Below are 25,504 nucleotides of genomic sequence, written 5' to 3'. Positions count from 1 at the left end.
AACGTCCCTATCGTCTAGAGGCCTAGGACATCGCCCTTTCACGGCGGTAACCGGGGTTCGAATCCCCGTAGGGACGCCATCTATATCTTCTTTATTTTCTTTCGCTATTTATCATTATTACATTGCAGTATTGGCATTTTTCACTACAATAGCGCGCTTCATTACACATTTTCATTTTTTCAGTTATGCAGACAAGTCATAATACGGAAGATTCTGTATCACAGGACAGTTCCGCGCCATTAAAGCGTGCCATGAGCACCCGGCATCTGGTTATGATTTCACTGGGTGGGGCAATTGGAACAGGTTTATTCCTGGGTTCTGGTGAAGTAATTGCACAGACTGGTCCTGTTGGCGCTATCATTTCATACATTCTGGGCGGTGTCATTGCTTACATGGTTATGCTCTGCCTGGGTGAACTGGCTGTCCATATGCCAGTTTCAGGCTCATTTGGTGCATATGCCAGACAATATATCGGACCTGGCACCGGATATACCATCACCTGGTTATACTGGCTGACCTGGGCTGCCACACTGGGCACAGAATTTACCGCAGCTGCTTTATTGATGCAGGAGTGGTTTCCCCATATTTCCGTATGGATCTGGACCATTATTTTTGCAGCATTTGTCTTTGCAATGAATATGAGTTCGACCCGCTGGTTTGCAGAGTCTGAGTTCTGGCTGGCATTGGTCAAAGTCGTAACTGTGATTGCTTTCATCCTGCTGGGCTTGCTTGCCATTACAGGTGTACTGAGCTATCAGGATTATGAATCTGCGCCACTGTTCAGCAATCTGACTGCTCAAGGCTGGTTCCCTGAAGGTCTGTTTCCAATTTTTGCCACCATGCTGATTGTAAATTTTGCATTTTCAGGGACAGAACTGATTGGTGTTGCTGCAGGTGAAACTCAGGATCCTGCCAAAAATGTGCCTAAAGCAATCAATACAGCCATCTGGCGCCTGCTGATTTTCTTTGTAGGAACGATTGTTGTGATCAGTGCGCTGTTGCCCCATCAGATGGCAGGACTGGACGCAGAAGGTGTCAGCAGCAGTCCTTTCGTAACTGTGTTTGATCATATCGGTATTCCTTACGCAGAAGATATTATCCGTTTTGTCATTATCACGGCACTGTTGTCAGCTGCAAACTCAGGGTTGTTTGCTGCATCCCGTATGATGTGGTCTTTATCTTATCAGAAGCAGTTACCTGCCATATTTTCCCGCGTAAACACTCGCGGCATTCCTTATGTTGCAGTTATCGTAACTATGCTGGGTGGATTACCAGGCTTACTTTCAGAAAAATTTGCACCGGAAACTATCTTTAAAAATCTGTTGGGAATTGCAGCTTTTACCATGGTGGTGGTGTGGATGAGTATCTGTCTGAGCCAGTTCAACTTCCGTCGCCAATGGTATAAACAGGGTAAAACTGCCAAAGACTTAGGATTTGCAGCACCGCTGTTCCCTGTTGTTCCTGTTCTGGGTTTCCTGTTCTGTCTGATCACCTGTATCAGCATGGTTTTTGATCCAGAAATGCTGCCAGGTTTTATTGGCTGTCTGATTTTTATTGCAGGATGCTATATCAGTTACTACCTGCTTTATCACAAAAAATCCTAAAACAGTCCCCATACTTAAAAAGAGCAGTTTTAACTGCTCTTTTTTTATTTATAAAGTTCAATTCGCATCATTTACTGATCTCAGAAAAATGAAGTCAAAAGTACGAAAGAACTCTTAAATTGCTGTATTTTTATTCCAATTTTGCATAAGTGATTTATTTTCATACATCCAGTCATTTTTTTAAGTTTTATTCCCTGAAATGATTTGACACCTCCGTATTTTCAACCTAATATACGCCCACCTCTGAAACGTCCCTATCGTCTAGAGGCCTAGGACATCGCCCTTTCACGGCGGTAACCGGGGTTCGAATCCCCGTAGGGACGCCATTAATTTTTCAGAAGTATTGCCTCATATAAGTCCCTATCGTCTAGAGGCCTAGGACATCGCCCTTTCACGGCGGTAACCGGGGTTCGAATCCCCGTAGGGACGCCATATTCTGAAAGTATTTATCTTTCATAAAAAAGCCTGAGCATTAAGCATCAGGCTTTTTTATTTTATTAAATCTGTATATGAAAACCGAAACATCTTTTCAGTTATTTACACTTACCGACTGTTCCATTAATACTGCTCATATTTGCCTGTAACCTGGTTGCAGAAGAACAGTAAAGTTTTCCTTCAACAGATGATTTATCCACTTTCAGTAAACCCGTAACACCTGCTGTTCTGACATCGCCTTCAACTGCAGAATTGATCAGTTGAACCGACTTTGCTGCATCAGCCTGAATACTGCCACTGACCGAAGAATTATGCAGTACCAGTGAACCGCCTTTCTGTACATTCACATTACCATCGACAGCAGTACCATTGATAATACAGGTCGCATTTGCAGGGACACTCAATCCACCCACTGCATTGTTGTTAATCTGACTGTTACAGACTGCTGCCATACTCAAACCAGAATACAGTCCAAGTGAGATCATCAACATCCATTGCTTTGCTGTTATTTTCATTTTTGCTCCATTTTTTACAATTATTATTTTGCCTGCTTATCATAAGAAACTCCGGCATCTGCATGTGTGACTATTTATTATTACTTTAATAAGCTTGAACAGGCTTCTGTTGCAGTTGTGTAATTCTTCAATCATCTTTCACAGAATCATGCTTCAGCCCCAATACCTTTCTCTCTTTAAATTTTAATTCAACCCGATTCAGTCTTTTTTGACTGAATTTTCTATATCACTGATTCAATATATTTTTTTAAAATCAGCCCTGTTAATTATTAATGATAATTGATATCATTTACATTATGTTTCAACAAATCTTCTCCGCTCATGAACAATCCGACTGGACTTGATGTCAGTACATCCGTTCCTATTCATTCTCAGCCGAAAAAAACCGTGACCTCTCTCAATCAGTACCGAATCATGATTTTCTACAGATTTGTACTCGCTTTTGCAGGTGGTTATGCACTTTCAGCACTTTCTGCCATCGTGATTGCACAATACTTTGCTGAATATCGGGCTGCTGCTGTCATGTCTGCAACCTTGATTGCATTCTGCGTTTATTGCGCTACTTTTATCTGGATCTTCATGGTCAAAAAAACCGTGAAAGCAACTTTAGGTATTGTGCTGCCCTGCCTCATTTTATTTGCACTCTATAAAATGATGGGGAACTGATATGCGCATAGATGACAAAACAGAAGGGCCACGCCAGTCCATGTCCTGGCTGCATACCTGGGCAAGCCTGATTTTAGGATGGTTGCTCTATGCGATTTTTCTGACAGGTACACTGAGTTTTTTTCAGACCGAAATTTCGGTATGGATGAAACCCGAAAGCCATCAGTCCATTCCTGCACAATCACAGATTGAGCAGACTCAGGTAGCGCTGAACTATTTACAGAAAAACTATCCTGATGCTGGCAGCTGGACTGTTCAACTGCCCAACTCACGCCAGACCACAACTGAACTGAACATCCGTAAACAGGGTGAAGATCTGCAGGCACGCCGTGGTGGGGAACGCATTACCATAGACAGTGCGACAGGTGAGAAAATCGAAAACCGCGAAACACGTGGGGGAAGTTTCCTGTACCGTTTCCATTTTGAACTGTATGGAATGGATCGTATCTGGGCACGCTGGATTGTGGGGCTTGCAACCATGCTGATGCTGGTGGCAATTATCAGCGGCATCATTACCCACAAAAAAATCTTTAAGGACTTCTTTACTTTCCGTCCTGGTAAGGGACAGCGCTCATGGCTCGATGCACACAATGCAACAGCAGTCTTTGCCCTGCCTTTTCACATCATGATCACATTCAGTGGACTGCTGCTGCTGATGTTCACTCTGATGCCCTGGGGGATCAATCAGGTCTACGAAAGCCGTCAGGAGTTTCTCCAGGATCAGCGGGCGGGTTTAATTCAGCAGAATCCTGACAATGCACAAAAAAATCATACAGCGCAGTCTGAGCTGAAAGGCAGATCAGAACGCCGCAGCGGCGGCCGTGGCGAAGGTCGCAAGCATAAAAAAGATGAAACAGGTCAGCCGGCAGCACTGACAGATCTTGCTCCTGTTATCCGCTATACTCAGTCACAGTGGAAAAATAACCCGATTGCATCCATCAGTATCATTGCACCCAATACCAGTCAGGCAAAAATTGAACTGCGTGCACTACATGCGGAAAGTGTGGCACATCGTAACGTTTATGCCAGTCTGAAATTTGATGGCGTTACAGGTCAAAAAATCAGTAAAGACGGTGAAAGCCTTGCCAACCCATCCATTCCTGCCGGAATTTATAATGTTGTAACCGTCCTGCATGAAGCACGCGGAGTTGATCTGGCTCTGCGCTGGTTACTGTTCCTGTCTGGCGTTGTAGGTACATTAATGATCGCAACGGGTCTGATTCTGTGGTGTGTTAAAAGAGCACCGCAACAGCAGAAACAGGGCTATAAGTCTGTGGGTTACCGTGTGATGGAAGTGACCAATATTGCAGCTATCATTGGACTACCGATTGCCTGTGCAGCCTATTTTTACGCAAACCGCCTGATTCCTGCTGAAATGGACATGCGTCTGAACTGGGAAATCCGTAGTTTCTTCATTGTCTGGCTCATCACACTGCTCTACGCCATGATCCGTAATCACCGTCAGGCATGGCTTGAACTGCTGGCATGTGCAACTCTCCTTTTTGCTTTACTGCCCGTCCTGAACTTTATGACAGGTGGTCAAGCCTTATGGAACAGTATCGCCAATGCTCAGTGGATGATTGCCTCATTTGACCTCATCATGTGGGTACTTGCCCTGCTGTTTGCATACAGTTTTTATAAAGTGAAAAATCACACTGGACTGCCTGTAAAAAAAACCAGAGCTAAAATAGAAACAGCACAGGAGGCTCAGACATGATGTGGTTTTTATTGATCTGGTCACTGTCCTGCCTTGGATTTACAGCACTGGCCTGTTCCATGTCAAAACATCAGAAGCAGTTTTTTTTGGTTGAATTAACACCATTTCAGACTCGGTCTGCCAGCTGGGCAGGATGGGGGCTGTTACTGTTTTCATTGATTCCCTGTCTCCTGAAAGATCACTGGAGTACAGCGATCAGTTACTGGGTCGTTGTGCTGACCTTCTCTGCTTTATCTGTTGGACTGGTCACCAGTTATCTGGCAATACGCCTGAAATGGTTTGCCATTGTCATGATCATCATCAGCCTGATCAGTGCAGTATTCAGTTTTATGTAAATGCAGAAGTTACTTTAACCATGATGCATTCCTGAATCCGATTCTGTCCTATCCCATACAGACCGGATTCAGGCTATAATCAGCAACCATTCAAGGTCAGTCCATGGACTGACTTTTTCATTGCTGATCTTCCTTTTTATTATCTTGTGGATTTTTTATGGCTTCAATCATCATTTCTGCTGAACTTCTCAATCGTGCAGCCATGGGAAACCCAGCAGCTCAATTTGAACTTGCTGAAATTTACATGGAAAGTGATGACGAAGATGATAACCAGCTGGCAGAAGAATGGGCACTGAAAGCGGCTCAACTCGGTCATGTAGAAGCCATGTACTGGCTTGGTGAAGGCTATCATGCTTATGCAAAAGACTTACGTGAAGAAGATCCAGAAGAAGCCAAAGTCTGGTTTGAACATGCGCATCGCTGGTTAGAGCAAGCAGTTAAGCATCGCCATCCTGCTGCTATACTGGAGCTTTCCAGTTTTTATCGTCGTGGTGATGTCGTTGAGAAAGATGTTGAAAAATCTGTACAAATGGTGATCCAGTCTGCTGAGTTAGGCGAAGTGCAAGCCATGCGTGATCTTGTCGCGATCTATGAACATGGTTTAGGTGTAGACGTAGATGAAGACAAAGCAGACTTCTGGGCGGAAAAAGCAAATACCGCTGAAGACTCTGCCGAATAATGCAAAGCATCAAACTCATACCATATGAGTTTGATGCCCACTTTCTTTAATTGCGTAAATATACATAAATAATATCCAAGTCCTGTTTAGGAACAAAGTTCTTCTCCACCATCTGAAACTGTGTTGGACTAATTTTGCTGACTTTCCCTTTCCAACAAAATGACACCAGTTCTTTTGGATCACGTTCAATGGTTAATTTAAAATTTTCAATCGGTTTTGCCCAGTTCGCCCCTGTCATTAAAATATAGCCCAATGCACTGAATGAGGAATTTTCTGACTGCGCTTTTTTCAAACCTTTTTTAAAGTGAGCATCCATACAAAATTGTTGATTATATTCATCTTCATACAGTGCAACTAAACCACCAACCAGTGGTTTATACTGGTGCTTCACTTGTGTAACTGAATTGGCTTTAAATGTTTGCTTCCAGCTATAAATGACTTGCCCTGTCCAGTAAATTTCCTGATCTTTTGTATAACCTTGTACCAGTTTTTGAATTTTTGGCATTTTACAATTAAAAATTCTGGATGAAAAAAACTTACTCTCATAAGCATCCATCCAAGGCGTCAATAAATCTTGTTCAGAAAAGCCACAATGCTTAAACTCATCAGTCACATCTGTTTCTTTTGCACTCTCATCGACTTCACCATTTTTCAAAGGCTTCATAAATGCTCGGACATGCATTTGAGGCACTACAGTTTTCCCATTCACCTGAACTTTAAAATTTTTTAATAATTCTTCGGTATGGGCAAAGTCTCCATCACGATAATTATCTAACTGAGGTAAAGGAAATAAGATGGTTTCTGTCACATCCTGTTTGCTGAGATTCTTAAACTGATAATCGACTTTGATAATTTTTTTACTGATAAATAAATCTTCGCTTTGCATCGCAATATTTTTATTCTTTAAATATTCAATTCCCCCTGTTCCCACATAGCCCGTTGAATCATTGGCATATGTCAGAGTTGAAATACACAAGCTTATGAATATCATTAATTTTTTCATTATCATGTTCCATTTTTTATAAGCTCAGAAGTTTATAATCTCAGATATTAAGGTACGATTAAATACTAAATTTAAGGTGCATTTTTGATGTACATAAATAAAATCCAACCTGCAAATAATACACTCCATGCGATGATAAAAAATACGGCAATAAAAGCATAACGTTTAGGTTTAGACCATGTTTGAATTGTATTGTGTGGATTTATAATCTTTTTCACTCCAATACCGATCACAGCAAATACACCCAAGCCTAGTAAAACCTGCAAAATCACTAAAAACTCAGAAATCCACGAACCTCGAATATCAACAATGTCCTGACTGTAAAAAAAGATGGACTGTGATGGATCTTTTGAGTTTATCAATACAATATTCTGCCCCTGTTGAAATGACTGCTGAATTTTAGATTCAGTCAGCTGATACAGATCCAAAGCATCATCACTCATCCACAAAGTATACTGCCGAGCTACATCACTCTGTTCAGTACTATAAATTTGCCCATCAAACTGATACTGATAAATCAGAATCCCATAAGTTGAATTAATACGTCTCGAACCCCGATGAGCATCCAGTTCAAGTGAGACCAACTGAACATCGCTCCCTCGTTGCCAGCCAGGATGCGTCCACTCAAACTCTTTTAACTGCAACAAAGGCGAAGATCGGAAAATAATCTGTAAAAAGAAATACAAAACAAATGGCAATACCAAGTACAGATACCAAGCTACTCTCCTCTTAAAATAAAATTGACTGCTCAATAAAATAATCAAAGAAAGTACAATGCTATAAGGAACAACCCGAAGATTTTCATTATCAAATAAGCTCAACCAAAGCCCAAAAGCAACAAGTGGAATTCCGAAAATGAGACTTAGATTTTCTTTTAATTTATGTATGAATTTACTCAATTTTTATTTTCCACTACTCATTTAATTCATTTTTTTAATCCTTGTTCTAAGTTTAAAGCATTTAAAATACCTTAAACCTTAGTTGATACGTTTTTATACAATCTACATTGGAACAAAATTAAAATATCGGTACAATAGTCGCCAGTCGAGGGATGCTGCGACTTTCTTACAGGCACTAAATGTAAGATCGCTAGGCTCGACCATCGGTATTCTGTTCAGAATCACCAACAACGGCATCCGCGAGCATAATGATCAATTATTTATTTTAAGGAGATCGTGATGAACGCGGTTAATGCTTCATTTACAGATTATAAAGTTGCCGATATTTCACTTGCTGACTACGGACGTAAAGAAATCAAACTTGCTGAAGCAGAAATGCCAGCTTTGATGGGTCTTCGTAAACGCTATTCTGCTGCGAAACCACTTGCCGGTGCTAAGATTCTAGGTTGTATCCACATGACAATCCAAACTGCGGTTCTCATCGAAACTCTGGTTGAGTTAGGTGCAGAAGTTCGCTGGACATCTTGTAACATCTTCTCTACACAAGACCATGCTGCTGCTGCAATCGCTGCTGCGGGTATTCCTGTATTTGCGTGGAAAGGCGAAACTGAAGAAGAATACAACTGGTGTCTGGAACAACAGATCAATGTCAATGGCACACCTTGGGATGCCAACATGATTCTGGATGATGGCGGTGACTTAACTGCACTTGTTCATGAAAAATATCCTCAAGTCATTGCTAAAATTCATGGTATTACTGAAGAAACAACTACAGGTGTTCAACGTCTGTATGAAATGCACCGTGACGGTACTTTAAAAGTTCCTGCAATCAACGTAAATGACTCAGTGACTAAGTCTAAAAATGACAACAAATACGGTTGCCGCCATTCATTAAACGATGCCATCAAACGTGGTACAGATATGCTTTTATCTGGTCGTCGTGCGCTTGTGATCGGTTATGGTGACGTAGGTAAAGGTTCTGCGCAATCACTTCGTCAAGAAGGCATGATTGTACGTGTAACTGAAATCGATCCAATCTGTGCAATGCAAGCATGCATGGACGGTTATGAAGTTGTTTCTCCATACAAAAATGGCGTACAAACAGGCAAAAAAGAAGACATCAATCTTGACCTTCTTCAAAACACTGACCTGATCGTAACAACAACGGGTAACTATCACGTATGTGATTCTGCAATGCTTGATTCATTAAAAGCAGGTGCAGTGGTTTGTAACATCGGTCACTTTGACACTGAAATCGATACCAACTACTTACGTGGTTATAAATGGGTTGAAGTGAAGCCACAAGTACACCAAGTTTATCGTACAGAAAATGAAAACGATTACTTAATCCTTTTATCTGAAGGTCGTTTGGTGAATCTTGGTAATGCAACTGGTCACCCTTCTCGTATTATGGATGGTTCATTTGCTAACCAAGTCTTAGGTCAAATGCATTTATTCGCTGAGAAATTTGCTGATCTTCCTGAAGATCAAAAACAAGCTGCAATCCGTGTAGAACTTATTCCTAAGAAACTGGATGAAGAAGTTGCTGCGGCAATGGTTGTAGGTTTCGGTGGTGTCTTGACTCAATTGACTCAAGTACAAGCAGATTACTTAGGTGTAACTGTTGAAGGTCCGTTTAAGTCTGAGGCTTATAAATATTAATTTTCAATAAAAGCACCTCTCCCCATCCCTCTCCTGAAAGGAGAGGGTGACCACCTAATTTAATATTTGATGAAATTCTGATTTCTTCATTTAGATTAATTTGGTTTGCCTACTGAATTTTTTTCAGTAATGAATAGCCCCTCTCCCTTTGGGAGAGGTCAGGGAGAGGGTTTAATATGAAGAAAAAATATTGATAAAAAAGGATTTAACCATGACCAAACGTGTCCCGATTTCTTTTGAGTTTTTCCCGACAAAAACCGATGCAGGTGCGGAAAAGCTTAAAGTTGTACATCAAGAACTTCAGTTACTGAATCCTGAATTTTTCTCAGTGACCTATGGTGCGGGCGGTTCTACCCGTGAACGCACCTTGTCTACACTGGACGATTTCAACGGCAAAGGTACACCAGTTGCCCCTCACCTTTCCTGTATTGGTGACAGCAAACAACGTATTGCTGAATTGCTGGATTTGTATAAATCACAAGGCATTGACCGTATTGTTGCACTTCGTGGTGATTTACCTTCAGGTCAGGTAGGTTTAGGTGAACTGCCTTATGCCACTGATCTGGTTCGCTTCATTCGTGAACATTCAGGTGATCATTTCCATATCGAAGTTGCCGCATATCCTGAAATGCATCCACAAGCGGACAGTTTTGACAAAGACATTCAACGTTTTTGTGACAAAGCCCGCGCAGGTGCAAATGCAGCACTGACTCAATTCTTCTTCAATCCAGATGCGTATTTCTACTTTGTAGACCGCATTCAAAAAGAAGGCATTGATATTCCAGTTGCGCCAGGGATCATGCCGATTACCAATGCAAGTAATCTGATTCGCTTTGCTGATGGTACTGGTGCGGAAATTCCACGCTGGATTCGTAAGCAACTGGCTACTTATGGTGATGATTCTGCAAGTATCAAAGCCTTTGGTCATGAAGTTGTGGTGAAGCTATGTGAACGCCTGATTGCAGGTGGTGCGCCAAGTCTGCATTTCTATACCATGAACCATACTGAACCAAACCGTCAGCTTGTACTTGACCTTGGTTTAGCATAATTCAAAATTGAATCACCTATTTTGCGAGTAAGACTGAATGCCCCGTTTTTATATTGAAACTGATTTAGCTGTAAATACTACGGTTGAACTGACTGAAACAGTTTTCCATCACTGGGTAAAAGTCTTACGTGCGCAAACCGGTGAAAAAGCCACGTTGTTCAATGGACAAGGTGGTGAATATGCTGTGACACTGGCAGATGTTGCGAAAAAATCCGCTTCAGTACATGTTGATGCATTTAATTCTGACAACCGTACACCACACTTCACAGCTCTACTTGGGCAAGTGATGAGTAAAGGTGACCGTATGGATTATGCGATTCAAAAGGCTGTCGAGCTCGGTGTTTCCAGAATTCAGCTGCTGACTTCGGAACGTTGTGAAATGCGTTTAAAATACGACCGTGATCAGAAGAAAATTGATCACTGGCAAGGGATCGCAATTGCAGCCTGTGAACAATGCGGAATGAATATTGTTCCTGAAATACTTGCACCACTCAGTTTAGAGCAATGGTTACAAACAGAATTACCTGCAACAAAACTGGTTCTCGCACCTGAAAAAGAACAGACGGATGTGCTCAAAGATGCAAGCCAGGATATTGTGCTGCTGATTGGTCCAGAAGGCGGTCTGAGTGAAGCTGAAATCAGCCAGGCGAATGATCACGGATTTAAGAACTGGTGTATTGGGAACCGTGTTTTAAGGACTGAAACTGCTCCAGTCGTCGCATTATCCATTCTTAATTACAACTTAAACATGTAACTCATCTATATTTAAAAAAAACCTGTCTTAATTTATTGATTTTTATCATTGACATGATTAATCTCTATACATTAAATCAACAGATTGCCTGTTGATTTAGCACCTTAGCAAAATATTTGGAATTGCTGTTTTCTTTACTACAGAAAAAAAATAAGGTTTTTGGGGATTCATGTCAGACATTAAAGATGAGCTATTGGAGCAGCATATTCGTGCGGCTCAAATAACCAATACCATTCGGTTTATCCGCTTGTATCTGGTCAGTATTTTTATTGCCTGTATTTATACATTCTGTCTCTATCAGTTTTATTTTTCTCAGACTTCGGTTTATTTCAATTCCTGGTTTGTCATTACTGCTGTTTCGGTCAGCTCCATGCTGATGATCACCACACTGTATTTCAAAAAAGGACAGTTCAACCCTCAGACAGGGAACTACTGGCTGAAATTTGTCTGTCTGATGACAGGTATCCTCATCGCCATCGGCATCGCCCTGCTGTACTACTATCTGCCGAGTATCAACCCTGATTTCAGTGAATTCCACGCCTTAATTCTTTCTGGTTTGCTGATTCTGGTGTCACAGACATTTGCCCTGACTTATCTGACGCAACGCCTCAGCTTCTTTTTACTGGTTGCCGTTCCCACAGTCTTACCTTATGTGGCTTCTCAGATATTTATGACCAGCCAGTCTGATCCGCTGTTTCATCTGGTAACCAACTTTATTCTGATCATACTACTCTTATGTGCCAATGCCATCATGAATATGCACAGTCGTCTGACAGGCATGTACTATCGGAACAATGTACTGAAAAAAAATGCAGAACAACAGGCAAGCTGGTCTGATGAGCTGTGTCAGCAACTTCAGTCGGAAATGAATAAATCCAAAGACATTGAGTTACAGCTACAGCTGAATAACCAGTTACTGGAACAGAAAGTCCGAGAGCGCATCTATGATATTGAACTGATGCATAAAAATCTTCAGGAACAGCAGGACAATTTAAACCTCGCTCACGAAATTGCGGGGCTGAATCCCTGGGACTGGAACATCAAAGAACGACATTTTTCCATTACCAACGAACAGCAACAGACCCGAAAAATTGATGCCCGCTCACATCAGCTGTTACTCCAGAATAAAATCCATCCCGATGATATTACACACCTGAAAACTTCCATGAAGCACCATCTTCGTGGAAAAACTGAACGCTATGAAACAACATACCGTCTTCAGAACACCAAGGAAAAATGGTACTGGGTGCATGATACCGGGAGAGTCATTGAACGTGACCCACAGTCTGGAAAACCGCTTCGTATGGTAGGTATCCGACGTAATATTCATCAGGAACGTACAGATCAGGAGCGCCTGCGTCTTGCTGCAAGCGTCCTTGAGCAGGCTGCCGAGGGTATATTCATACTCAATGAAGATCTGTGTTATATCGACACCAATCCATTTTATGAAAAAATCAGCGGTTTTAACCGTGAGCAAATCCTGGGTAAGCATCTGTTTGACATCACTGCAAATTACAAATCACTGCAGCGCTCAAAACACAATGAAATTGTAAAGCAACTACTTGAAACACATAAATATGATGCTGAGTTTAATGAAAAGTTCCTTTCAGGCAAAGAGCTTTCCATCAGACTTCATATCAGTGCGATTAAAGATGAGCAGGATCGTATCATTCATTATATTGGTATCGTCACAGATCTGACCGAACGCAAGCTTCAGGAACAGCGTCTTTCCTACCTAGAAAACTATGATCCACTGACTGATCTACCCAACCGTTTTTATTATAACTACCAGCTGCACCAGTATCTGGTCAGTCAGGAAGATTCAATCAATCAATTTGCCATTATCCGGTTGAACATAGACCGCTTCAGACCACTGAATGAATACCTGACCAATAATGGCGGTGATGAACTTCTCCGTCAGGTCGCACAAAGATTACGTCTGACCAATACAGAAGCACTGTTCCTTGCGCATCTCAATGGCGATGATTTTGCAATTGTCTATGAAATCTCACATATCAGAACATCGGTTCAGCAGCACTGTGAAAGAATAGCAAAAGCATTTTCCATGCCTTTTAACATTTCTGGACAGGATCATATTATTACACTGTCCATGGGTGTCTCGTTCTATCCAGAACATGGTCGCCAGCTGGATTATCTGAATAACTGTGCTGAACAGGCACTGTCAGAAGCAAAACGTCTGGGTGGCAATACCATCAAATACTATTCCAAAGAAAATACAAAATTACTGGAACAAGGTATTTATCTGGAACGGGATTTACGTCATGCCATTCAGAACAATGAACTGATTGTCTATTATCAGCCAAAGATCAATTTCCGTGATCAGCAGATTTATGGTTTTGAAGCCCTGGTCAGGTGGAATCATCCGGTCAAAGGTATTATTCCACCTAATATGTTTATTCCTTTAGCCGAACAGACCAGTCTGATTTCTGATATCGGCAGAATCGTTATTCAGCAGACTGCAAAACAGATTCAGGAATGGAATAAAAAAGGTTTTAAGAATATCTGCGTCTCAGTCAATATTGTTGCTCAGCAGCTTCAGCGTGGTCAGCTTATTGAAGACCTCGATGCTGCCATCAGCACCTACAACATTTCAGGTGAAAGCCTGGAACTGGAAATTACAGAGTCATCCCTGGTTGAAAACTCTGAATCAGTCAAAGATGTTTTACAGAGTATCAAACAACGGAAAATTCATATTTCACTGGATGATTTTGGTACAGGCTATTCTTCATTATCCTACCTGGCAGACTTTCCAATTGATATTCTGAAAATTGACCGCAGTTTTGTTTCCAAAATCGGACAAGCCAAACAGGAAGCGATTGTCAGTGCTATGGTGGCAATGGGTAAAGCCATGGGCATGACCGTTGTTGCAGAAGGCATTGAAACACAGCAGCAACTGAACTATCTGCAATCACTGGAATGTGACATTGCTCAGGGCTATCTGTTCTCCCGCCCACTCCCCGAACAGGATGCAACCATTTACCTTGAACAGAATATGCAAAGCCCTACTTATACATAACAGCTATAAGTCTATTGACCTGAAATCTAAGTTTGTTTGAAAAAGAGTCATGTCTGACTGTGATAAGCAGGCAACTAATGGTATATTCGATCAAATTTAGCAAAAACTATCAGCGTCGCTGGTAACTTAAGTAACAATCGAGATTCAGATGGACGATCAATCATTAAAGCAGCAAGCCCTTTACTACCATGAATTTCCAACACCGGGGAAAATCAGCGTCACACCAAGCAAGCAGCTGGTCAACCAGCACGACCTTGCTCTTGCCTACTCTCCTGGGGTCGCAGCACCTTGTTTAGAAATTGAAAAAGACCCATCAAAAGCAGCATTGTATACTGCGCGTGGAAACCTCGTCGCAGTGGTCAGTAACGGTACAGCCGTGCTGGGTCTGGGCAATATTGGTCCTTTAGCATCAAAACCGGTTATGGAAGGTAAAGGCGTACTGTTCAAGAAGTTTGCAGGCGTTGATGTATTTGACATCGAGATTGCTGAAAATGATCCAGATAAAATTGTTGATATCGTTGCAGCATTAGAACCTACTTTTGGTGGTATCAACCTGGAAGATATTAAAGCGCCAGAATGTTTCTACATTGAGCAGAAACTTCGTGAACGCATGAATATTCCTGTATTCCACGATGACCAGCATGGTACATCCATCATTGTAGGTTCAGCGCTGATCAATGCTTTACAGCTGAACGGCAAAAAAATTGATGAAATCAAAATTGTCGCTTCAGGTGCAGGTGCTGCTGCCCTTTCCTGCCTCGATCTGCTGTGTGCAATCGGTGCGAAAAAAGAAAACATCGTTGTTGCTGACTCACGTGGCTTATTAACCACAAAACGTGAAGGTCTGGACGAATCCAAAAAACGTTATGTACAGGATATTGAAGGCTCACAGATTGCAGATGTGATCGGTGGGGCGGATATGTTCCTGGGTCTTTCTGCGGCAGGTATTCTGACCAAAGAAATGGTTAAAGTGATGGCAGCTGATCCTATCATCTTTGCATTGGCAAACCCAGATCCAGAAATTTTACCTGAACATGCACATGAAGTTCGCCCTGATGTGATTATGGCGACTGGTCGTTCAGACTACCCTAACCAGGTAAACAACGCACTTTGCTTCCCGTACATTTTCCGTGGTGCTCTGGACGTTGGTGCAACCACCATTAACGAAGAAATGAAGATTGCCTGCGTACATGCGATTGCTCGTATGGCGCACGTGGAGGCAGATGCCGCTTCTTATGGTGAAAAATCAGCATCTTTTGGTCGTGACTACTTAATTCCACGTCCACTTGATCAGCGTCTGATTCTTGAAATTGCTCCTGCTGTTGCTCAGGCTGCAATGGATTCAGGTGTTGCAAGCCGTCCTATCACTGATTTCTCTGCGTACCGTCAGCGTCTGTCTGAGTTTGTTTATAACTCTGCACTGATGATGAAACCAATTTTTGCTCAGGCAAAATCAGATCCAAAACGTATTGCATATGCTGAAGGTGAAGATCTTCGTGTACTTCGTGCAGTACAGATTGCAGTGGATGAAGGTTTAGCCCTGCCAATTCTGGTTGGTCGTACAGCAGTCATTGAAGCGAACATCAAAAAACTGGGCTTACGCCTGGAAAATGGTGTGAACATCACTATTGTTGATCAGGAAAATAACCCTGATTATGAAACTTTTGCAGATGATTACTACACCATCATGCAGCGCAAAGGTGTTACTCCAGAATACGCTCAGCGTGAATCACGCCGCCGTTCAACCCTGATTGCTGCAATGCTGGTCCGTCATGGTTCAGCAGATGGTATGTTGTGTGGTACTTATTCAAGCTATGACATCCATCTGGATTTCGTGCGCAATATCATTGGACTGAAAGAAGGCCGTAATAACTTCTTTACGCTCAACGCGCTGATGCTTGAAGACCGTAACCTGTTCATTGCCGACACGTATGTAAATACTAATCCTACTGCTGAACAGCTTGCTGAAATGACCATTTTAGCAGCTGAAGAAGTTCGCCGTTTCGGTATGACACCTCGTGTTGCTTTACTGTCTCACTCAAGTTTTGGTTCTGACCAGACTGACCCAAGCGCACAGAAAATGCGGAAAGTGTTTGAGATCCTGACTGAGATTGCACCTGAACTTGAAGTGGAAGGTGAAATGCATGCAGATGCTGCGCTGGATGAAAACATCCGTCACTTTGCATTCCCGAACTCGCGTTTCAAAGGTTCTGCGAACCTGCTGATCATGCCAAATCTGGATGCTGCAAATATTTCGTTTAACCTTTTAAAATCCACTTCTGGTAATAATGTGACCATTGGTCCTATTTTACTTGGTGCAGCGAAACCTGTGCATATTCTGACACCTACAGCAACAACCCGTCGTGTAGTCAACATGACTGCGCTGACTGTCGCTGAAATTCAGGAAACGGAGAAAGATGCTCTTTAAGCACTTGCTTAATTTGCAGACTTGATCACATCTTGTCACTTGAGAAAACCTCTGTTCTGTTGCATGATGGCAATAAGAATAGAGGTTTTTTCATGCGAGTTTATTTAGTAGGTGGTGCCGTCAGAGATCAGTTGCTCGGACACCCCTATCACGAAAAAGATTATGTCGTTGTCGGCGCTACGCCAGAACAGCTGATTACACAAGGCTATATGCCTGTGGGGAAAGATTTTCCTGTTTTTCTACATCCTGAAACCAAAGATGAATATGCTCTCGCCCGTACTGAACGTAAGTCTGGGCATGGTTATCATGGTTTTGAGTTCTATACTGACCCTTCTGTCACACTTGAAGATGACCTGATCCGACGTGACCTGACCATCAATGCCATAGCAATGGATGATGATGGCAATATCTATGACCCTTATAATGGTCAAGATGATCTGAACAATAAAATCCTACGTCATGTTTCTCATGCTTTTGCAGAAGATCCTCTGCGTGTCTTGCGTGTTGCACGTTTTGCTGCCCGCTATGCAGCTTATGGTTTCAGCGTTGCTGAAGAAACCGTTACCCTGATGCGCCAGCTGGCAGAATCAGGCGAATTACAGGCACTGACAGCGGAACGGGTCTGGAAAGAAACAGCACGGGCACTGATGGAAAATCATGCCGATGTGTATTTTGAAGTATTACGCAGTTGTGGTGCTTTAAAAATTTTATTTCCTGAAATTGATGCACTGTACGGTGTACCACAACGCCCAGAATATCATCCGGAAATAGACTGCGGCATTCATACCATGATGTCCCTACAGCAGGCATGTAAAGCCGGTTATTCACTGGATGTCCGTTTTGCAGTGCTCGTACACGACCTTGGTAAAGCTTTAACTCCTGTCGATGAGTTACCCCGTCACATCATGCATGAAGAACGCGGGATTGCCCCTGTGACTGAAGTCTGTGACCGTTTGCGTGTGCCTACAAATACAAAACAGCTGGCTCTTGCTGTATGTAAGGAACATTTAAAGTGCCATCAGGCATTTACATTGAAAGCAGGTACTGTATGGCGTTTACTGCAACGTCTGGATGTACTGCGTCGTCCTGAGCGTGTAGAGGCTTTTGTTCAGGCATGTGAATGTGATGCGCGTGGTCGTCTGGGACTGGAAGATCGTGCTTACCCTCAGGCTCAGTATCTGCTGGATGTCATGCAAAAAGTCCGCAGTATTAAAGCATCAGACTTACCTTCTGATGTGAAAGGTCCTGATATTGGAGAGATGCTGATTCAGAAACGGATTGAAGCGATTGGGCACTTAAAACAAGAACGGGGTTATCACAGTCATATCGCTTAAAGAAAAATCCTCTCAGTGATGGGAGGATTACATTCATTATTGGCAATGATTTATAACTACTTAATGATGGTTTACGTGGAACAATGAAATTTCATATAAAAAAGCCTAATCTGTCTAAGTCAGGCACTTTATAAACTTCAAGTTATTTAAATTAATTAACTAAAACAATACTTTGCGCATAAAGTGTATTATGTTAATTTTAGAAAATCTAAAATTATATCAACCATAGTGATCCACTAATTCATCTCAACTAGGTACTTAGTCATTTGGGCTCGTAAATGCCCCACAATTGGTATTATGAACCCATAGACATGCACCACCTACATAGTAAGTATGGTAATACTGAACCTCAAGATTATAAACATCAGCAAGATATGGTAGATACTCCCGCTCTCCGTGCATATTTTCTTGATAATATGTATTATAAGAAAAATCTCCTATGATTTGACCGCTTTGTTTTATTTCCTCAAGATCAAAATTCCAACCACACTCCTCCATTCTATTTTCTGGATCCATCGCCCATGCAATATGTGGTTGTTCCGTCTGATACAAAGGTGTTGTAAAATGTATAACATAATATTTGTCATTAGATTGGATCACATCACCCTCCATTAACTGATCCAATCGACACCATTTTCCTTTGTCATAAAGCTCAAGACTATCCAATTCACCTGAGATAGATGCCCAACCACACACCCAGAAGGGATGGTTAGGTGTTGCAATTACCTTTTTTGGATAAGTTGGATTGTTTCTGAAATCATCGACTAATTCTAAAACACTTAATAACCAAATTGGTTTCTTCTCGAGTTTAAAAGTATTAATTACAGGTTTATATTCCTGTATTTCTATACCCTCTTTTGGTCTGGATAAAACTAGATCACCTACCTGTATATCTTCGATTTTTTTCCAAATTCTATGTGGTAAATTTAGATCCCTCTGTACACGTACTAAAGTACCCGCAATAAAACACCCAGTAAGTACTGGTATTTCTTTCAATTTATCACCCATAAAAAATATCCCCTATTATCTGTTGATGATAATGTATGACTGTTAATTTTTTATCGTTCAAATTCTATTCTACTTAACATGATGGCTGTTATACGAAATTATTTTCATACAATTATAAATTTCTGATCAACCTAAAAACAGATACTGAAACATGCCAGACATTTCATTAACTTAAAGTTATTGAAATTATTTAACTCATACAATACCTTTCATATCAGGTGTATTATGTTAATTTTAGGAAGTCTAAAAAGTATCTTACTTATTAAAATCTTAGGAAATACAGGCTATTTATGTCATTTGACTTTGTAAAAATCTCTAAAGAAATTGATCTTCATAAAAATGATCCAGATATTGATAATTTCATGACAACGATCATCAATCATTGCCATGAAATGCAGCCACAAAAAAGTTGGGATCTATTCAAGGAATTAGATTACACAACAGAAGTTAAAAAATTAGCATCTCATGTAATTGACTCTTTAGAAAAAGAGCCTTCCCCGTTTATTGAGAAAGGCTTTTGGTTCGGTCTTTCTGATAATGGATATCTATATTTTGCAGTATCAGATCAATACATTGCTGAAGAAGATAACCTTGATTGGATGTCTGAAGCAAAAATATACTATCCTGAGCAAGGAGCTTTTAGCTCTGAAATTCTACGATCTATTGAAGATTTAGCAGATGAGACTGAACTGAATAATTACGCAGAGTATCCTTTGTTCTTAGCTTATGCACTTAAATTGGCACAAGCATCACTGAATCATTATAAAAACACCTATCTAGAGAGAAAGATTGGATACTCTATTGGGTATGACTCAGGAGATTTTATTACTGGAGGATGGATCTAACTTCCCCATTTAACATAATGGGTACTATGCAAAATTATTCTCATAAATCATTTTTTCATACAATTATAAATTTCTGATCAACCTAAAAACAGCAAAAAACAGATACTAAAACCTATCGGTTTTTTTATAAGCAGTTTTAATATTTCCTGCCAATAATTTTATTCAAAAAGCGATCCCCCCTGATTTCTCAACAGTCACATTTCTGAAACCATCCATATTTTCCACAAATCAAGCTAAAGATAAATTTTCTGCAATTTTGTATGCTTAAGCGTAAAGGGATTTAAAAATTTACGAACTATCAGATTCTGCAGATTCCATCCCCCCTGCATAAAGCGGCTTCCAGTGAGATTCATTAGAAAGTAGGTAATTGAAATAACGAGGTATATTAAAAAAATACAATCGGTATTTTCCCTCAAGTGTTAAACAACAAAATGGCAGACTGTTTATTTTATTCGTATCTATTCATAGATTCTCAGATGAAATATAAAAAACCCTCAAGAACTGAGGGCTTTTTTGATCTGAACAGCTTTAAAATAGATTAAGCAGATTTTCTGGAGTTCACACGCCCCTGAATAACCGCTTTGACATTATTTTTTGCATAATGGAAGAACACTTTTAATGGCGAAAGTTTAGGGTTTGGCTTTTTACCTTCACCGATCGCTTTGAACTGAGCGGCATACCATAAAATTTCCATAATGGCCATCTTATCCACCATTGGAATTCCTGTTTTAATCTGTTCAACCGCATAACGGACATCCTGACCTGCAATCAGACGGTCAGTCAGATCAGTTTCTACTGCCAGCGGACGGGCAATCCCGATAAACTCACAGGCACCACTGTCCAGCGCAGCATTCATGCCTGAAACTGTACGGAAACCGCCTGTTACCATAATGTGGCATTTAACTTCCTTACGGACTTTCTCTGCAAAATCGAGGAAATATGCTTCACGTGCAATGGTACTGACTTTACGTTTATCTGCTTTTGCACCCGCCATTGCCGGTGCTTCATAAGTTCCACCTGAAACTTCAATCAGATCGATGCCTGCGTCATCTATTGCTTTAAAGACCTGAATCACTTCTTCTTCTGTAATACCACCGCGCTGGAAATCTGCTGAGTTCAGTTTGACTGAAACAATAAAGCTTTCTGATGTTGCAGCACGGACTGCTTTATAAATCTCCAGCAGAAAACGCATACGGTTTTCTATGGAACCGCCCCACTGATCCTGACGCTTATTGGTCAAAGGAGACAGGAACTGACTGATCAGATAACCATGCGCACCATGAAGCTGAACACCTTCAAAACCTGCTTTTTCACAGATACGTGCAGCTTCAGCAAAACGATGAATAATATCCAGAATTTCTTCTTCACGGAGTTCACGTGGTGTACCAAAAGTCGTCGCCAGTAATGGACTGAATGGCACAGCAGATGCCGAAACAGTTTCTTTATTCAGCCCTTTTGGACACTGTCGTCCTGGATGAGACAACTGTATCAGCTGCACCATGCCATATTTTTTGCCAATATCAGCCCATTTTTTCAGTGCAGACAAATCACGCTCTGTCTCTACGACAACAACACCAGGTTCATTTTTCGCACGGAAATCCACCATGACATTGCCTGTAATGGCGCAGCCCAGTCCACCTTTTGCCCATGCCTCATATAATCCGAAGTGCAGATGGTTGGGTTGCCCTTCGTAGTTCGCCAGTGCCTCACTCATTGCACCTTTTATGATTCGGTTCTTGAATGTGACATTACGCACTGATATCGCTTCAGCAAGATGGCTCATGATGTATTCCTGTTTTTATTTCTATAGAGTATTTACTCTAAATATTTTATTCGGTACGTCAAGTTATTTTTGACAATATATTATGTCAAGTTTGCGACTTTAAGTATACTGACTCGCCTCAATCAGCTTCTGGACATATTCAGTCTCAGGTGAACTGAACAGTTTTTCAGTTTCCTGGAACTCGATAACCTGAGCATGTCTAAGCACCAGTACCTTCTGACACAGCGCCCGAACCACCTGAAAATCATGACTGATAAACAGATAAGCAATATTGTGCTGTTCCTGCAGTTTTCGCAGCAACTGAACAATTGCACCCTGTGTAGTTCTGTCCAGTGCGGATGTCGGTTCATCCAGAATCAGTAAATCAGGTTGCAGTACCAGTGCTCTTGCCAGAGCAATCCGCTGTCTCTGCCCACCCGAAAGTTCATGCGGATAACGATGCAGAAAACTGACAGGCAGTTCAACTTCACCAAGAGCAACAGTCACAGCCTGTCTGATTTCTTCTGTGGTCAGATTTTTCAGCCCGAGACCTTCACCAATAATCTGCTCCACGTTCATTCGAGGGTTCAGACTGCTGAACGGGTCCTGAAAAACGATCTGGAAATTTTCTCGGAGCGGTCTTAACTGTTTTTCAGACAAGCTGTTCAGTGAATGTCCTTTCAGAATAATCTCTCCCTGGCTTTTGATCAGTCTGGCAACAGCCAGTGCCAGTGATGATTTACCTGAACCACTTTCGCCCACAATTCCAATGGATTCTCCACGTAAAAGAGACAGATCAAGGGATTCTACTGCTGTGAAATAATCCTGAACCCGATTCAACCATCCACTTTTTAAAGGATACTTCACCTCAAGCTGATGCAATTCCAATAAAGGCTCTGCATTGATCTGAGCCAGTGCAGAACCAAAGTTCTGATCAAGCAGATTCTGGGTATATGCCTGCTCTGGTGATGTAAATACCTGCTGGACACTTCCCTGCTCAACCACTTCACCCTGACGCATGACAATCACCTGACCTGCGTAACGCTTCACGAGTCTCAGATCATGACTGATCAGAATCATTGCCATATTACGGCTCTGTTGCAGGCTTTTCAGCAGATCAAGAATCTGTGCCTGTAAGGTTACATCCAGTGCAGTCGTAGGTTCATCTGCGATGAGAATTTCCGGATCCTGTGCCAGCGCCATAGCAATCATCACACGCTGACGCTGTCCGCCTGACAGCTCATGTGGATAACAGCGTAATTTTGTTTCAGGCTTTACTATGCCGACATCCTCCAGCAGCTGTATCACTTTCTGTCTGACCAGCTGTCTGTTGATTCCCTGCAACAAAAGCATTTCACCGACAATTTTTTCAACTCGGTGCAAAGGATTCAGTGCAGTCATCGGCTCCTGGAAAATCATGGCAATTTTCTGTCCACGAATTTTCTCCAGTTCACGGGCTGACAGCTGAAGTAAATCCTGTTGCTCAAAAACAGCTGATCCCTCTATCTGTAAGTCCTCTGGAAGCAACCCCAGCAATGCCAGACTGCTGACAGATTTCCCTGAACCGCTTTCTCCAACCACAGCAACCGTTTCACCAGCCTTAAGCTGAAAACTCAGATCATGCACCAGAAATTGTTGCAGATGCTGAACGCTCAGATGTTCAACTTTCAGTAAAATCTCATTACTGACGTCGTGGGTCGAATGCATCACGTGTCGCCTCCCCAATATAAATCAATAATGACAGGACAATTGCCAATGTGAAAAACCCTGATAATGCAAGCCACGGCGCGGTCAGGTTCTCTTTACCCTGAAGCAACAGTTCTCCGAGTGAAGCAGCATCTGGAGGCAATCCATAACCCAGAAAATCCAGAGCAGTCAGTGCCGTAATATTTGCCGTTAGCATGAATGGTAACTGAGACAGACTGGAACTCATGGCATTGGGCAAAATATGCCTGAATATAATTTTCTGATTACTGACACCCAGTCCTTTTGCAGCGCGGACATAATCCAGATTTCTGGCACGTAAAAATTCAGCTCGAACCAATCCAACCAGCGCAGGCCAGCCAAACAGCAACATAATCAGAAACAGCCAGTAAACGCTGGGCGTAAACATACTGACCAATACCATGACCATAAACAGCATAGGTAAACCACCCCATACTTCAATGATCCGCTGACCAATCAGATCCAGCCATCCACCGTAGTAACCCTGTAAAGCACCAATGATCACACCCACAGTTGCAGATGCCAGTGTCAGTGCAAATCCAAACAGTAAAGACACCCGTAGACCGTAAATAATCCTGGCGAGTACATCACGCCCCTGATCATCTGTTCCCAGCCAGTTCTGTGACGTAGGCTCAGAGGGTACAGGCACTGCCAGTTCCAGATTCGGTGTATTATAGGAAAAGCGGATCAGAGGCCAGACTGCCCAGCCATTGTCACTGATCAACTGTTGTACCACGGGGTCTTTATAATCGGCTTCAGTTTCAAACACACCACCAAAAGCCGTTTCAGGATAGGTTTTCAGAACAGGTACGTACCATGAGTTTTTATAACTCACCAGTAAAGGCTTATCATTGGCGATGAACTCTGCTGCCAGCGAAACGGTAAAAATAATACTGAACAGGATAAAACACAGATATCCAAGTCGGTTCTGTTTAAAACGCTGTAGACGACGCTGCATTAAAGGAGACATTATTTCATCTCCTGTGATTCAAAATTAATCCGTGGGTCAATGACCTGATACAGCACATCACTGACCAGTCGTAAAATTAAACCCAACAGTGTAAAAAGAAACAAAGTTCCAAAAATAACAGGATAATCACGCTGAGTAATCGCTTCAAAACCCAGCAGTGCCAAACCATCCAGATTGAAAATCACTTCAATGAACAGATTGCCGACAAAGAAAATTCCAACCAGTGCTTCAGGTAAACTTGCTATAACAATCAGCATGGCATTTCTGAATACATGCCCATACAGCACCCTGGATTCTGACAGACCTTTAGAACGGGCAGCCAGGACATACTGGCGGCTCAGTTCTTCCATAAATGAATATTTAGTCAGATAGGTCAAGCCTGCAAAACCACCAATGACCATGGCAAATAAAGGCAAAGCCATATGCCAGAAGTAATCAGCCACTTTACCCGACCAGCTCAGTTCATGAAAATTTTCTGAAACCAGTCCCTGTAAAGGAAACCACTGAAAATATGAACCGCCTGCAAAAAAAACAATCAGCAATACTGCAAATACAAAAGAAGGAACTGCATATCCCACTGCAATCAACAGGGATGTGGATTTATCTGAGAAACTGCCATGCTTTCTTGCCTTATGAATCCCCAATGGAATAGAAATCATATAAATCAGCAAGGTACTCCATAACCCCAATGACAATGACACAGGCAGTTTTTCCCACAACAGCTGAGTCACCGGCTTATCTTTAAAAAAACTGGTTCCAAAATCCAGGCTGAGATAGCTTTTCAGCATGACCCAAAAACGCTCATGAGCAGGCTTGTCAAAACCATACTGGGCTTTAATTTTTTCCACCATTTCAGGACTTAGCCCAATCGCACCCTGGTAAGGTCCCTGAGGTGCAGACTCAGCACCTGTCCCCACGCCCATTCCCTGAAATGCTTCTGCCTGCTGTATCGCCTGCTCCACTGGTCCACCAGGGGCAATCTGAACCACAATAAAATTGATCAGCAGAATAAAAAAAAGAGTCGGAATAATCAGCAGTAACCGCTTTAGAATGTATTTTCCCATCAACTTCCCCTGTT

20 protein-coding genes and 3 tRNA genes are annotated in these 25,504 nt (G+C 41.9%); 15 read left to right on the top strand and 8 right to left on the bottom strand.

Annotated elements, in window-relative coordinates:
- The first annotated feature begins 3 nt into the window (after nucleotides 1-3).
- From CDG61_RS05690 to CDG61_RS05675, 4 genes are all read left to right on the top strand, one after another.
- Nucleotides 4-79 (top strand) — tRNA-Glu (locus CDG61_RS05690).
- 106 nt (nucleotides 80-185) lie between these two features.
- Nucleotides 186-1,604 (top strand): amino acid permease, encoded by a 1,419-nt coding sequence (locus CDG61_RS05685; protein ID WP_087511103.1) that lies wholly within the window; start codon nucleotides 186-188, stop codon nucleotides 1,602-1,604.
- A gap of 250 nt (nucleotides 1,605-1,854) precedes the next feature.
- Nucleotides 1,855-1,930 (top strand) — tRNA-Glu (locus CDG61_RS05680).
- A 30-nt stretch (nucleotides 1,931-1,960) separates the two neighbouring features.
- Nucleotides 1,961-2,036, top strand: a tRNA-Glu gene (locus CDG61_RS05675).
- 101 nt (nucleotides 2,037-2,137) lie between these two features.
- Here the strand turns inward: CDG61_RS05675 and CDG61_RS05670 are convergent.
- Entirely contained in the window at nucleotides 2,138-2,554 is a 417-nt protein-coding gene (locus CDG61_RS05670) for a hypothetical protein (protein ID WP_087550713.1), read from the bottom strand.
- A 321-nt stretch (nucleotides 2,555-2,875) separates the two neighbouring features.
- Here CDG61_RS05670 and CDG61_RS05665 point away from each other — a divergent pair, with 321 nt between their 5' ends.
- The 4 genes from CDG61_RS05665 (at nucleotide 2,876) to CDG61_RS05650 (ending at nucleotide 5,951) form a co-directional block, all read left to right on the top strand.
- The gene (locus tag CDG61_RS05665) at nucleotides 2,876-3,220 is read left to right on the top strand and encodes a hypothetical protein (RefSeq protein WP_087550712.1); all 345 of its coding nucleotides are present in this window, start codon (nucleotides 2,876-2,878) and stop codon (nucleotides 3,218-3,220) included.
- Between the two features lies 1 nt (nucleotide 3,221).
- Nucleotides 3,222-4,937 (top strand): PepSY-associated TM helix domain-containing protein, encoded by a 1,716-nt coding sequence (locus CDG61_RS05660; RefSeq protein WP_087550711.1) that lies wholly within the window; start codon nucleotides 3,222-3,224, stop codon nucleotides 4,935-4,937.
- The gene (locus tag CDG61_RS05655; RefSeq protein WP_087550710.1) at nucleotides 4,934-5,272 is read left to right on the top strand and encodes a DUF3325 domain-containing protein; all 339 of its coding nucleotides are present in this window, start codon (nucleotides 4,934-4,936) and stop codon (nucleotides 5,270-5,272) included. The genes CDG61_RS05660 and CDG61_RS05655 overlap by 4 nt, the downstream gene beginning before the upstream one ends.
- A gap of 157 nt (nucleotides 5,273-5,429) precedes the next feature.
- The gene (locus CDG61_RS05650; protein WP_087550709.1) at nucleotides 5,430-5,951 is read left to right on the top strand and encodes a tetratricopeptide repeat protein; all 522 of its coding nucleotides are present in this window, start codon (nucleotides 5,430-5,432) and stop codon (nucleotides 5,949-5,951) included.
- A 46-nt stretch (nucleotides 5,952-5,997) separates the two neighbouring features.
- Here the strand turns inward: CDG61_RS05650 and CDG61_RS05645 are convergent, their stop codons facing one another.
- Both CDG61_RS05645 and CDG61_RS05640 read right to left on the bottom strand, forming a co-directional pair.
- Nucleotides 5,998-6,954, bottom strand: coding sequence for a DUF4424 family protein (locus CDG61_RS05645; RefSeq protein ID WP_087550708.1), 957 nt, complete (start codon nucleotides 6,952-6,954; stop codon nucleotides 5,998-6,000).
- Nucleotides 6,955-7,025: 71 nt separating this feature from the next.
- Nucleotides 7,026-7,658, bottom strand: a complete 633-nt coding sequence (locus CDG61_RS05640) for a hypothetical protein (protein WP_205671800.1) — start codon at nucleotides 7,656-7,658, stop codon at nucleotides 7,026-7,028.
- A gap of 474 nt (nucleotides 7,659-8,132) precedes the next feature.
- Between CDG61_RS05640 and ahcY the strand changes: the two genes are divergently transcribed.
- The 6 genes from ahcY (at nucleotide 8,133) to CDG61_RS05610 (ending at nucleotide 18,116) form a co-directional block, all read left to right on the top strand.
- Entirely contained in the window at nucleotides 8,133-9,515 is a 1,383-nt protein-coding gene (ahcY, locus tag CDG61_RS05635) for an adenosylhomocysteinase (protein WP_087550706.1), read from the top strand.
- 211 nt (nucleotides 9,516-9,726) lie between these two features.
- Nucleotides 9,727-10,563: a methylenetetrahydrofolate reductase [NAD(P)H] gene (gene metF, locus CDG61_RS05630; RefSeq protein ID WP_068975269.1), complete on the top strand. Its 837-nt coding sequence runs from the start codon at nucleotides 9,727-9,729 to the stop codon at nucleotides 10,561-10,563.
- 37 nt (nucleotides 10,564-10,600) lie between these two features.
- Nucleotides 10,601-11,317, top strand: a complete 717-nt coding sequence (locus CDG61_RS05625; RefSeq protein WP_087550705.1) for a 16S rRNA (uracil(1498)-N(3))-methyltransferase — start codon at nucleotides 10,601-10,603, stop codon at nucleotides 11,315-11,317.
- Between the two features lie 169 nt (nucleotides 11,318-11,486).
- Nucleotides 11,487-14,354, top strand: a complete 2,868-nt coding sequence (locus CDG61_RS05620) for an EAL domain-containing protein (protein ID WP_087550704.1) — start codon at nucleotides 11,487-11,489, stop codon at nucleotides 14,352-14,354.
- A 148-nt stretch (nucleotides 14,355-14,502) separates the two neighbouring features.
- Nucleotides 14,503-16,782 carry an NADP-dependent malic enzyme gene (locus CDG61_RS05615; RefSeq protein ID WP_087550703.1) on the top strand — a complete coding sequence of 760 codons (2,280 nt, stop codon included), beginning with the start codon at nucleotides 14,503-14,505 and terminating at the stop codon, nucleotides 16,780-16,782.
- Between the two features lie 92 nt (nucleotides 16,783-16,874).
- The gene (locus CDG61_RS05610; RefSeq protein WP_087550702.1) at nucleotides 16,875-18,116 is read left to right on the top strand and encodes a multifunctional CCA addition/repair protein; all 1,242 of its coding nucleotides are present in this window, start codon (nucleotides 16,875-16,877) and stop codon (nucleotides 18,114-18,116) included.
- Between the two features lie 258 nt (nucleotides 18,117-18,374).
- Here CDG61_RS05610 and CDG61_RS05605 read toward each other — a convergent pair whose 3' ends face one another.
- Nucleotides 18,375-19,124 carry a hypothetical protein gene (locus CDG61_RS05605; RefSeq protein WP_087550701.1) on the bottom strand — a complete coding sequence of 250 codons (750 nt, stop codon included), beginning with the start codon at nucleotides 19,122-19,124 and terminating at the stop codon, nucleotides 18,375-18,377.
- Between the two features lie 290 nt (nucleotides 19,125-19,414).
- On the opposite strand from CDG61_RS05605, the gene CDG61_RS05600 reads away from it, so the two are divergent.
- Nucleotides 19,415-19,969, top strand: a complete 555-nt coding sequence (locus CDG61_RS05600) for a hypothetical protein (protein WP_087550700.1) — start codon at nucleotides 19,415-19,417, stop codon at nucleotides 19,967-19,969.
- Between the two features lie 538 nt (nucleotides 19,970-20,507).
- Here CDG61_RS05600 and CDG61_RS05595 read toward each other — a convergent pair.
- From CDG61_RS05595 to CDG61_RS05580, 4 genes are all read right to left on the bottom strand, one after another.
- Nucleotides 20,508-21,752 (bottom strand): NADH:flavin oxidoreductase/NADH oxidase family protein, encoded by a 1,245-nt coding sequence (locus CDG61_RS05595; RefSeq protein ID WP_087550699.1) that lies wholly within the window; start codon nucleotides 21,750-21,752, stop codon nucleotides 20,508-20,510.
- Between the two features lie 99 nt (nucleotides 21,753-21,851).
- Entirely contained in the window at nucleotides 21,852-23,438 is a 1,587-nt protein-coding gene (locus CDG61_RS05590; RefSeq protein WP_087550698.1) for an ABC transporter ATP-binding protein, read from the bottom strand.
- Complete coding sequence (locus tag CDG61_RS05585; protein ID WP_087513209.1) at nucleotides 23,413-24,426, bottom strand: ABC transporter permease; 1,014 nt, start codon at nucleotides 24,424-24,426, stop codon at nucleotides 23,413-23,415. Before CDG61_RS05585 ends, CDG61_RS05590 begins: the two co-directional genes overlap by 26 nt.
- Entirely contained in the window at nucleotides 24,426-25,490 is a 1,065-nt protein-coding gene (locus CDG61_RS05580) for a microcin C ABC transporter permease YejB (RefSeq protein WP_087550697.1), read from the bottom strand. The genes CDG61_RS05585 and CDG61_RS05580 overlap by 1 nt, the downstream gene beginning before the upstream one ends.
- Nucleotides 25,491-25,504 lie beyond the last annotated feature (14 nt).

Origin of the sequence: Acinetobacter sp. WCHAc010052, from assembly GCF_002165295.2 — a bacterium.
Lineage (GTDB): Bacteria > Pseudomonadota > Gammaproteobacteria > Pseudomonadales > Moraxellaceae > Acinetobacter > Acinetobacter chinensis.
Note: the sequence above shows the minus strand (reverse complement) of the source record. Positions and strands in the feature narration are given on the sequence as shown.